Annotated in this window: 3 protein-coding genes and 1 pseudogene; all 4 read left to right on the top strand. The window is 70.3% G+C overall.

Going from position 1 to position 12,254, the window contains the following annotated elements:
• Positions 1 to 35 precede the first annotated feature (35 nt).
• Complete coding sequence (locus ASF32_RS09085; RefSeq protein ID WP_056426712.1) at positions 36 to 251, top strand: MbtH family NRPS accessory protein; 216 nt, start codon at positions 36 to 38, stop codon at positions 249 to 251.
• A 20-nt stretch (positions 252 to 271) separates the two neighbouring features.
• Positions 272 to 5,443 (top strand): annotated as a pseudogene (locus ASF32_RS24450) (amino acid adenylation domain-containing protein); the annotation flags it as partial.
• A 56-nt stretch (positions 5,444 to 5,499) separates the two neighbouring features.
• On the top strand, positions 5,500 to 10,395 hold the full coding sequence (locus tag ASF32_RS09080; RefSeq protein WP_156467743.1) for a non-ribosomal peptide synthetase: 4,896 nt from the start codon (positions 5,500 to 5,502) through the stop codon (positions 10,393 to 10,395).
• Positions 10,396 to 12,254, top strand: a 1,859-nt coding sequence (locus ASF32_RS09075) for a condensation domain-containing protein (RefSeq protein ID WP_156467742.1), incomplete at its 3' end; no start/stop codon positions are given.

Here is a 12,254-nt window from a genome sequence, read left to right as displayed (position 1 = left end):
GCTTCGACACCGGCCCATTCGCGGAGCACGACGCCATGGCTATCGACGACAGCGAAGCGACGTTCCTCGTCGTGATCAACGGGGAGGAGCAATACTCGGTCTGGCCCGCCCACCGCGCCGTCCCGGCCGGGTGGCGTGCCACCGGCTTCTCCGGGCCACGTGCCTCGTGCCTCGCCCATATCGAGACGGTCTGGACCGACATGCGGCCGCTCAGCCTGCGCCGCGCCCTCGACGGCGACGCCAGAGCCTGAGCGTTCCGCCCCCCGTTCCGATGACACTTCTAGGACATCCGATGATCGACGGTCTTCCGCGCGCGCCGCTGGCGGTCCCGCCCGCATCAGACCTCGTCAGCCACCTGCGCTGGCTCGCGGGGAACCACGGCACCGTACCGGCCCTGCATTTCCTCGACGATCCCCGGTCGGGGGAGATCACCGTCACCTATGCGGAGCTCGCCGGGCGGGCACGGGCCATCGCCGCCCGGCTGCGGCGATCGGCGAGCCCCGGCGATCGGGTCTGCCTGCTACTCGATACCGGCCTCGACTATGTCGCGGGTTTCTTCGGCTGCCTCCAAGCGGGCCTCATCGCCGTCCCGGTCTTCCCGCCGGAGCCGCGCCGGGAGCAACATCAGGCCCGGATCGCCGCCATCATCGCGGATTCCGAGCCCTCGATCGTCCTCGTCCATGACAGTGATGCGGAGTCCGTCCGCAACATGCTCGCGGCTTCGGGCCAGCCAGGGGCGGTCCTTCCGGTGGAGGACATCACCCCGGACGACCTCGCCGAGGGGGAGGGCGCCGACTGGCTCGTTGCCACGCCGGCACCGGAGGCGGTGGCCTTCCTGCAATACACGTCGGGCTCGACGGCGGTGCCGAAGGGCGTGGTCGTGAGCCACGGCAATCTCATCGCCAACGAACATCTGATCCGGGTCGGGTTCGATATCCGCCCCAACGACGTCATGGTGAGCTGGCTGCCGCTCTACCATGACATGGGGCTGATCGGCGGGATGCTGCAGCCGATCTATACAGGCATCCTGGGCGTCCTCATGTCGCCCAAGCATTTCCTCGGACGACCGGCACGCTGGCTGGAGGCCATCCACCGCTTTCGGGGGACGGTCAGCGGCGGACCCGATTTCGCGTTCCGCCTATGCCAGGACAGGGTCGATGACGAGACGGCGGCGCGTCTCGACCTGTCGAGCTGGCAGATCGCCTTCTCCGGGTCGGAGATGGTCCGCGCCTCCACCATGGCCGAGTTCGCAGAACGCTTCGCGCCCGCCGGCTTCTATCCCCGTGCGCTGAGGCCGTCCTACGGTCTGGCGGAGGCGACGCTCTTCCTCACCGCGGGCCAGCGGGGCGAGGGCATGCGCAGTCTTGACCTCGACCCGGCCATTCTCGCGGAAGGTCGTGCCGTGGCGGCAGGGGAGGGCACTCGGCTGGTCGATTGCGGTTTCGCGCAGCCGGACCATCCGATTCACATCGCCGGACCAGACGGGGCCAGCCTGCCCGATGGGACAATCGGCGAGGTCGTGGCATCCGGCCCAAGCCTCGCCCAGGGCTATTGGCGCAACCAGGACGCCACCGATGCCGCCTTCGTCGAGCGGGACGGTATCCGGAGCCTCAGGACGGGAGACCTCGGCTTCCTGCATGGGGGCCGGCTGTTTCTCGTCGGGCGCGAGAAGGATCTCATCATCCTGCGCGGTCAGAACGTCTACCCGCAAGATGTGGAGCGGGTCGTCGAGCGGAATGTCGACATCCTGCGCCAGGGACGCATCGCCGCCTTCGCCATCGAGCGGGATGGGCGTGAAGGCATCGGCGTCGCGGTGGAGGTCTCTCGCACCGTCCAGAAGCTCACCGCGCCCGAGGCGCTGGCCGCCCTGGTGTCCGAGGCGGTCGCCGATGCCTTCCTCGAGACCGCGCGTGTCGTCGTTCTCCTCAATCCAGGCGGCCTGCCGCGCACATCCAGCGGGAAAATCCAGCGGGGCGCCGCGCGGCGCGGGTGGCAGGCAGGCTCCCTCGACGCCTATGCGGTGGTGGAGGATGGCCGCCGAGTCGACGGAGAGGAGGCACCGAACCCCCGCCCCGATACAACCATGACCGGGTTGGAGTTGCGCCTCGCCGCGATCTGGTCCGCGCTTCTCGACCGCAGCGACGTGACCCGCGACAGCCACTTCTTCGCCCTCGGCGGCAACTCGATCGCGGCCATACGGATGCTCGCCGAGCTCCGCACCGCGCTCGGCGTCGCAGTTCCCCCACAGGTTCTGTTCGCTCATCCCCGGCTCGGGGCGTTCGCCGGCGCGGTGGAAACCGAGATCGCGGCGGGCCGGAAAGCCTTCCTGATCAAGCCTGCCTCCCGGGAGGGAGTGCTTCCCTTGTCCCTGGCGCAGGAGCGGCTGTGGTTCGAGGCCGAGTTCGGCGACGACGAGACTCATCATATCGCAGGTGGCATTCATCTGCGCGGCTCCCTCGACCGCGATGCCCTGACGCGCAGCCTCGATGCTCTCACGGCGCGCCACGACGCCTTCCGGACGCGGCTCTCTCGCAGACCCGATGGTCGCGGAGAACAAAGGATAGAAGCCGGCTACAAGATAGATTTAGCCGACTTCGATCTCTCGACGATCCCTCTACAATCCCGCGAAAAGCGCTTCGCCGAACTCTGTCGCGAGGAGGCCGAACGGCCCTTCGCGCGATGCGGCGGCCCCCTGGCGCGCTTCACCCTGGTCCAGCTCGACGAGACGCATCACGTCCTCCTCATCACCCTGCATCACATCGTGGCCGATGGTTGGTCCATGACGGTGATCCTGCGTGAATGGCCGGCCCTGTACGCGGCGGAGGTCGAAGGACGATCGGCCGATCTGGTCGCCCTTGCGATCCAACCGGCCGATATCGCATCCTGGCAGAGGGGAGAGGCTCAGGCCGAAGCGATGGAGGCCGATCTGTCCTGGTGGCGCGACCGCCTCGGCGACGCGGAACCCGCCCTGTCCCTTACCGACCGTCGCAGGCCCGCCGGGCAGCCAGATCGCGTCTGCCGGCACGGTTTCGCGATCGCTGACGGCCTGACCCGCCAAGTCATGGCCCTCGCGGCGGAAACCGGCACGTCGCCCTTCGCGATCCTGCTCAGCGCCTTCGCGCTGTTCCTTCAGCGCTACGGCGAAGCACGGCACCTGCGCATCGCGATGCCGGTAGCGGGTCGCCACCTGCCCGGCGTCGAGAATCTCGTGGGCGTCTTCGTAAATACGCTGGTGCTGCCGGTGACCATCGATCCGGTCCTGCCGGGTCGCGAGGTCGTGAGCCGGACCTGGGCCTCGCTCACCGATGCCCTGGCCCATCAGGACCTGCCCTTCGAGCGTCTGGTGGAAGCCCTTCAGCCGGAGCGTGTTCCAGGTCGCGCACCGCTCGCCCGCGTCATGATCAGTCAGCAACCGGCGGCTTTGGGGGCGTTCGGTACGGCCGGCGGCCTCACGCTGGAAGCGTTCGGCCAGGATACCGGCACGCCTGCCTACGATCTCGTCTTGGAAGTGGCGGAGAAAGCCGGCAGCCTGTCCGCGACCTTCGCCTATTCCGAGGCCCTGTTCGATGGTGATACCATCGCCGGGTTCGAGCACGGCTATCTCGCCCTCCTCGACGGCCTCACCGGTAGCCCGACCGAGCGTGTTGACGCGTTGCCTCTAGTTCCGTTCGAGGCCCTGTCGGATCTGTCGGCGCCCTACGCGGATGGGATGCCGCTGTCGGAGGGGCTGGTGCCGGAACTCATCGGCGAGGCGGCCCTCGCCGATCCCGACGCGCCAGCGGTGGTCTGCGGGCCGCGCACCACCACGTTCGGCGAGCTCGACCGGGCGGCCAACCGTCTCGCCCACCGGTTGATCCGTGAGGGAATCGGCCCCGAGACCGTGGTCGCCGTCGCCCTGCCGCGCGGGCCCGACCAGATCGCCGCCTTCCTCGCCATCCTCCGGGCGGGTGGCGCCTTCCTGCCCCTCGATCCGGCCCAGCCGACGGCACGCCTCACCGCCCTCGTCGAGGATGCCGGCGCCCGGCTGCTGCTGGCACAAGCCGGCACCCTCGACGGGCTGAGCCGAGCCGGTCCGGGCGGCCTCGCGCGGCTCGACCCGTCCAGCCTCGACCTCGCCTCCGAGCCGGAGACCGCGCCACCACCCGAGACCGTGGTCGCCGTCGCCCTGCCGCGCGGGCCCGACCAGATCGCCGCCTTCCTCGCCATCCTCCGGGCGGGTGGCGCCTTCCTGCCCCTCGATCCGGTCCAGCCGACGGCGCGCCTCGCCGCCCTCGTCGAGGATGCCGGCGCCCGCCTGCTGCTGGCCCGAGGCAGCACCCTCGACGGGCTGAGCCGAGCCGGTCCGGGCGGCCTCGCGCGGCTCGACCCGTCCAGCCTCGACCTCGCCTCCGAGCCGGAGACCGCGCCACCGCGAATCGCTCATCCGGACCAGCTCGCCTACGTCATCTACACGTCGGGCTCGACGGGCCGGCCCAAGGGCGTCGCCGTGGCGCACGGTCCCCTGGCCCGRCACGTGCGCGCCACCGGTGCGGTCTACGGCACGAACCGGCAGACCCGCGAGCTCCACGTCCTGTCGATGAGCTTCGACGGGGCGCAGGAGCGCTGGATGGTGCCGCTGGCCTTCGGCGGCTGCGTCGTGCTCAAGCCGGACGGATTATGGACCCCGCGCGAGGCGCTGGACGCCATGGAGCGTCACGGCGTGACCCATGCAGGCTTCCCCACCGCCTACATGCACCAGCTCGCGCTGGAGGCCGCCAGCGGCCCGCGCCCGAGCCGGCGCTCGTACAGCTTCGGCGGCGAGGCGCTGTCGCGGGAGAGCTTCGGACTGATCGGCCGGGCGCTCGACCCGACCCTGCTGATCAACGGCTAYGGCCCGACCGAGACGGTGATCTCGCCCCTCGTCTGGCGGGCCCGGGCCGGCGACGCGGTGGAGGGGGCCTACGCTCCGATCGGCCGGGCGGTGGGGGATCGCCGGGCCTACATCCTCGACGCGGCSTTGCAGCCSGTGCCGGTGGGCGTCACCGGGGAACTGCATCTCGGCGGTGACGCTCTGGCGCGGGGCTATCTCGGCCAGGCCGGGCAGACGGCGGACCGGTTCATCCCCGATCCGTTCCCGGAGCTGTCGGGCCGGGAAGGCGGCCGACTCTACCGCACCGGGGATCTGGCGCGCTGGCGGTCGGACGGGACGGTGGAGTATCTCGGCCGGGCGGACGCGCAGGTGAAGCTGCGCGGGTTCCGGATCGAACTCGGCGAGGTCGAGGCGGCGCTGCTGGCGCAGGAGATCGTGGCCGGCGCGGCGGCGGGTCTGCGCCAGGGCCCGGCGGGTCCGATGCTGGTGGCCTACATTGTCACTGCGGCCGGGGCGGAGTTCGACCCTACGGCACTTCGGGCGGAGCTCGCCCGACGCTTGCCGGACTACATGGTCCCGAGCCGGATCGTGGCGNTGCGGCCGGGGCGGAGTTCGACCCTACGGCACTTCGGGCGGAGCTCGCCCGACGCTTGCCGGACTACATGGTCCCGAGCCGGATCGTGGCGCTGGATCGTCTTCCGCTGACGCCCAACGGCAAGCTCGACCGCGCGGCCCTGCCGGAGCCTGCTCCGCTGGCGGAGGGGCTAAGCGGCCCCTCGCGCCCGCTCACCCCCACCGAGACCGTGGTGGCCGACATCTGGGCCAAGGCGCTCGGCCTTCCCGCCATCCCCCCCGACCGGAATTTCTTCGAGGCGGGCGGCGATTCCATCCTCAGCCTGCAGATCGTCGCCCGCCTGCGCGAAGCGGGTTTTGCCGCGACGCCGCGCCAGATCTTCGAGCATCAGACGGTGGCGGTGCTCGCCCGCGTCATCGCGCCGGTCGAGGGGTCAGCGGCTACGATCCGCGTGCCGGAAGGCCCTGCCCCCCTTACGCCGATCCAGCATTGGTTCTTCGAGCAACCGATGCCGAAGCGCGACCACTGGAACCAGTCCGTCGAGCTGGATGCCCGCGTGACTCTCGATGCCGACCGTCTCGGAGAGGCGCTGACGGCCCTCGTCGCCCATCACGAGGCGTTGCGCTACGCCTTCGGTCGTGACGCGGAAGGCGCGTGGTTTCAGGAGCCGGTCTCGCCGGCCCGCCTCGCCGATCCGCTTTCGGTGGTCGAAGTGGAGAGCGATGACGAGGCGCGGACCTGCTTCCTCGCCGCCGAGCGCAGCCTCAACCTCGCGGATGGGCGCGTCTTCGCCGCTGTGCTGGCAAACCTTCCCGGCGGACGCCAGCGCCTGCTGCTCACTGCCCATCACCTCGTCGTGGATGCCGTCTCCTGGCGCATCCTCGTCTCGGACCTCGACCTGCTCTACCGAGGCGATGCGGCCCTCGTACCCGCGACGCCGTTCCGGTCCTGGGCCCACCGCCTGCGCGACCATACGGCGGAGATCCGGACGGAGACCGAGGCGTGGATCAGCGCGCTCTCAGGCTCGACCGCCCGGCTTCCCGTCGACCATCCCGATGCTCCGCGCGATCAGCGTCACGCACGAGCGACCCATCTGGCCCTCGATTCTTCTGTCGTGGCTGGCCTCGATCGTCTGCGCAAAACCTATCGGATGCGCCTCGACGAGGTGCTTCTGTCGGGCTTGGCACGGGCCCTCGCCGCCTGGACGAAGCATCCCACGCTCGGCGTGACGCTCGAACGCCACGGGCGGGACGGCGACGCGGCGGATCTTCCCCTCGACAGGACCGTCGGCTGGTTCACCACCCTGGTGCCGGTCGGCCTGACGGTTTCGGGCGATATCGCGCGCGATCTAAAGGCGACGAAAGAAACCCTGCGTCGGCTTCCCGGCGACGGCACGGACTTCTCGCTCCTGCGCTATCTCGGGTCACGGACCGAACGTGAGCGCCTGTCCGCGCTGCCATGGCCGGAGGTGACCTTCAATCACCTCGGCACCGTCGCCGATATCGATGCGGGGCCCCTGTTTTCGCTCGACACCGAGGCGATGCGGCTGTCGGCGGATCCCGCCGCTCCGCTGGGCTCCGAACTCGTGGTCGACAGCTACCAGGGCAAGGGAGCGATCACCCTGCGCCTCGGCTATGGCGGAGACCGTTTCGACGGCCCGACCATCGAACGACTGATCGACCTCCTCAGGCTCGCATTCGATGCCCTCGCTGTGCATGGCCATGACGAGGCTGCCGGCGGCGCGACCCCATCGGATTTCGCCCTCGCGGGCCTGACCCAGGACGAACTCGACGGCCTCGGCCTCGATTGGTGGACGATCGAGGACCTCTACCCGCTGACTCCGACACAGGGCGGGATCCTGTTCCACGCGCTCGCCGCTCCGGGGGCCGGTCTCTACGTCAATCAACTCGGCGTCACCCTGGGCGGCCTCGATCCCGAGCGCTTCGCGACGGCGTGGCGGGCGAGCGTGGCGCGCCATCCCATCCTGCGCACCAGCTTCCACTGGACGGACGAATTCGACGCTCCCTTGCAGGTCGTCCATGCCTCTGCGGACCTGACGGTCACGCGCCTCGACCGGCCGGACGCGACCGACGCGGATCTCGCCGCGATCGCCGAGGCCGAGCGAGCCCAAGGCTTCGACCTGTCCCGGCCGCCGCTGATGCGTCTCCTCATCGTCGATTTCGGCCGGGGACGGCATCGGCTGATCTGGACCTGCCACCACCTCCTCCTCGACGGATGGAGCAATGCCCGCCTGATCTCCGAGGTGCTCCGCGACTATGCGGGCGAGACGATCGCGCCGCCGTCCCGCCTGTTCCGCGACCATCTCGCCCGGCTCTCGACACGCGACCGCGGCGGCGACGAGCGGTTCTGGCGTGACGCCCTGGCCCCGCTGGACGCGCCCAGCCTCATCTCCCCGGCTCTGTCCGGCGTGGCAGGGGCGAGCGGCCACATCGCCATCGATACGGTCTTGGGCGAAGCCCGCACCGACCGTCTCCATGCTTTCGCCCGGCGTGAGCAGGTGACCCTGAACACGGTGTTCGAAGCCGCATGGGCGCTCGCCCTGGGCCGGTTCACCGGACGCAAGAGCGTGGCGTTCGGAATCACCGGGTCGGGCCGTCCCCCGGACGATGGCGGGATGCACGAGGTGCTCGGCCTGTTCATCAACACGGTGCCGCGCTGCGTCGAACTTGGCGGACGGCGTCCGGTCTCGGACTGGCTGCGCCGGCTCCAGGCCGAGGCGGCGGCCCTGCGGGACCACGATCTCGCCTCCCTCGCTGATATCCAGACCTGGGCCGGGCGGAGCGGACAGCCGCTCTTCGACAGCCTGCTCGTCGTCGAGAATTATCCTCTCGACGCCGTCGTCCGCGAGCGCAGCCTCGGCGGGCTGGAATTCGGTCCGGTGACGACGCTGGAGGCCACCGACGTCCCGTTGACCCTGTCGCTTCTTCTCGACGGCTCGCCGCGCCTCAACTGGAGCGTGGATCAGGCCCGGATTTCCCCGGCCGATATCCACCGCCTCAATGCGCAACTGCTGCACATCCTCGACACCGTCATGGATGCGGCTGGCGCGCCCGTGGATACGCTCTCCCTCGTCCTGCCGGAGGAGATCGGGCAGGCCCGACGCCGGGCCGCCGACAGCCGCACGGCCCCGGTCGAACCCGCCATCCATCTGCGGATCGCGGAACACGCCAGGGTGCGGCCGGACGCGGTGGCCGTCACCTTCGAGGGCGAGCGGGCGACCTATGCGGAGATCGAGACCAGAGCGACGCGTCTTGCCCGGCGTCTCGTCCGTGAAGGCGTGCGCCCCGGTGATCTCGTGGGACTCTGCGCAGAGCGCTCGCTCTCGCTCATCGTCGGGATCCTGGCGATCCTGAAGAGCGGAGCCGGCTATGTTCCCCTCGATCCGAGCTATCCGGCCGAGCGTATCGAGTTCATGCTCGCCGATTCCGGTGCCCGGCGCGTGCTCACCACCACGAGCCTCGCCGCGAGCCTGCCCGAGGGTGGTCCCCAGCCGATCCTCCTCGACGAAGCGGCGGCGACCGAGGACGGAGACACCCCCTTGCCGCCGGCGCCTCATCCCGATCAGCCGGCCTATGTGATCTACACGTCGGGCTCCACCGGACAGCCGAAGGGCGTCGTCGTCACCCATGCCAACGCTGCGCGCCTGCTGACCACCACGCAGGCTGATTTCGGCTTTGGCCAGGACGATGTCTGGACCCTGTTCCATGCCTACGGGTTCGACTTCTCGGTCTGGGAAATCTTCGGGGCGCTCTGCCATGGGGGGCGCCTCGTCGTGGTGCCGCGTGAGGTGACGCGAGCGGCGGATGCGTTCCTCGATCTCCTCGTCCACGAGGGCGTCACGGTGCTGAACCAGACCCCCTCCGCCTTCCGGCCGCTGATGCAGGCGGCCGTCGCCCGGCCGCAGGGATTGGCCCTGCGCCACGTCGTGTTCGGCGGAGAGGCCCTCGACGTCGCCGGGCTGAAGCCCTGGTTCGATCGGTTCGGCGATGCGGTGCCGCGTCTCGTGAACATGTACGGCATCACCGAGACGACGGTTCACGTGACCTACCGACCTCTCGCCGCCGGCGACGCGCAGAGGGCGGATAGCCCCATCGGCGAGGCGTTGCCCGACCTCACCCTGCACCTGCTCGACGATTCCCTCGATCCCGTTCCCGACGGGGTGACGGGCGAGATCCATGTGGGCGGTGCCGGCTTGGCCCAGGGCTATCTCGGGCGCGCCGCGCTGACGGCCGAACGCTTCGTGCCGGATCCGTTCGGCCCTCCGGGCGGACGGCTCTATCGCAGCGGCGATCTCGCCCTTCGCCGGCCGGACGGCACGCTCGCCTATCTTGGGCGGGCCGACGGACAGGTGAAGCTGCGCGGTTTCCGGATCGAGACGGGCGAGATCGCCGCCGCCCTGCGGGCACAGGACGGTATCGCCGATGCCGCGATCGTGCTTCGCGAGACGGCGGGGGACAAGCAGCTCGTCGCCTATGTCACCGGCACGCCAGTGGACGAGGCGAGCCTGCGTGAAGCCCTACTTCGCCGGCTACCGAGCCATATGGTCCCGGCCCATATCGTGTCTGTACCGTCCTTGCCCCTCACGCCGAACGGCAAGCTCGACCTTCACGCATTGCCCGCGCCCCTGCCCCTCTCGCGAGCCTCGGCCGAGCCGGAGGGGGCGATGGAGGTCGCCCTCGCGGAGATCTGGCGCGAGGTGCTGGAGGTGGACGCGATTGGCCGCGACGACGATTTCTTCGGCCTCGGCGGCCATTCCCTCACCGCCGCACAGCTCGCCATGCGGGTGAAGCAGCGCCTCGGCGTCACCGTACCGATCCGCGCCCTGTTCGAAGCGCCGACCCTGCGCGGCTATGCCCTCGCGGTGACGTCGAACGAGACGGCGGGCGACGGACGGGACGAGGCGGACGACCTGTCCGACATGGACGCCCTCCTCGCCGATCTGGAGGCCTGAATGACCGCCCACCCCGCCGACCAAGCCACACCCCAGGCGACCGATCTCAGCCGCCGCTTCGGCCGGCTTCCCGCCGACAAGCGCCGAATCTTCCTCGACGCCCTGGCCTCCCGGGGCATCGATTTCGCCCGGTTGCCGATCGTTGCGCGGGAGGAGGATGCCGGCCCCGAGAGGGTCGCGCCCCTGTCCTATGCGCAGGAGCGGCTGTGGCTCATCGGGCGGATGGGAGGCGACGCCGCCCTGCTCCATATCGCGGGCGGGCTCGACCTCGTCGGGCCGCTCGATGGCGATGCCCTGGCGCGAGCCTTCGAAGCCCTCGTCGCCCGGCATCCGGCCCTGAGGACGGGGTTCCGTGCCGGCGAGAGCGACGGGGTCGAGGCCATTACCCTGGCCGTAGTCGCGGCGAACCTGCGGCAAGTCTCGCTCGAGACGTCGGATCGCGATACCGCGGAGGAGCGCCTCGCCTCACTGTCCCGCGAGGAGGCCAGGCGACCGTTCGATCTGGCGGCACCGCCCCTGTTCAGAGCCGTGCTGGTTCGCATGGAGCCAGAGCGCCACGTCCTCCTCCTGACGATGCACCACCTCGTCTCGGACGGTCGCTCGGTGGAGATCCTGCTCGCCGAGCTCATGCGCGTCTATGCGGCGGGCGAGGCCGCCGGTCTGCCCGCGCTGCCCATCGCCTATGCCGATTACGCGCGCTGGCAGCGCGATTGGCTGGAGGCGGGCGAGCTCGACCGCCAGCTCTCCTGGTGGCGCGATCGCCTCGGGACCACCGAGACCGTGATCCCGCTGCCCACTGACCGGCCCCGCCCGGCGGTTCAGAGTTTCCGGGGCGCGGCGGTGGATTTCACCCTCGATGCCGATGTGGCGACCGGGCTCGAAGCCCTGGCGCGGCAGGCCGGCGCAACCAGTGCCATGGTCCTCCTCGCCATCCTGTCCCTGGTCCTCCGGCGCTATACCGGCGAGGCGGACCTGCGCATCGGCATCCCTGTCGCCAACCGGAACCGTCCCGAGACGGAAGGGCTTGTCGGTCTCTTCGTCAACACCCTGGCGATCCGGGTCATCGTCGATCCGGGCGCGAGCGTCCTCGACCATGTGCGGGCCGTGCGCGACGCTATGGTGGATGCTCAAGGCCACCAGGACCTGCCCTTCGAGCGACTGGTCGAAGCGCTCCAGACCCGCCGGACCGTGAGCCACACCCCCGTCGTCCAGGTGATGCACAGCCACCGCGTCGAGGGGCCGGGACGGTTCGAGATCGGCGACCTGACGGTCTCGCCCTTCGGACGCGGGACCGGCAACGTCCAGTTCGATCTCGTGCTGGAAACGGTGACGGAAGCCCGCGGGGCGCTGCGCGGATCGTTCGGTTACGCCCGCGACCTGTTCCAGCGGGACACCATGGAGCGGATGCGAGACGGGTTCCTCACCCTTCTGCGCGGAGCGGTGGAGGAGCCCGGCCGCCGTGTTGACGCGTTGCCCTTGGTTCCGTTCGAGGCCCTGTCGGATCTGTCGGCGCCCTACGCGGATGGGATGCCGCTGTCGGAGGCGCTGGTGCCGGGGCTGATCGGCGAGGCGGCCCTCGCCGCGCCCGACGCCCCGGCGGTGGTCTGCGGGCCACGCACCACCACGTTCGGTGAGCTCGACCGGGCCGCCAACCGCCTCGCCCATCGGTTGATGCGCGAGGGCGTCGGACCCGAGACCGTGGTCGCCGTCGCCCTGCCGCGCGGGCCCGACCAGATCGCCGCCTTCCTCGCCATCCTCCGGGCGGGTGGCGCCTTCCTGCCCCTCGATCCGGCCCAGCCGACGGCACGCCTCACCGCCCTCGTCGAGGATGCCGGCGCCCGGCTGCTGCTGGCACAAGC

This window comes from Methylobacterium sp. Leaf91 (assembly GCF_001422815.1).
In the GTDB taxonomy this organism is placed as follows: Bacteria; Pseudomonadota; Alphaproteobacteria; order Rhizobiales; family Beijerinckiaceae; genus Methylobacterium.
This window is presented reverse-complemented; position numbering and strand designations above follow the sequence as displayed.

Coding starts and splice junctions, on each gene's coding strand:
- ASF32_RS09085 (WP_056426712.1), top strand. CDS start 36: ATGGCTATCGACGACAGCGAAGCGACGTTCCTCGTCGTGATCAACGGG.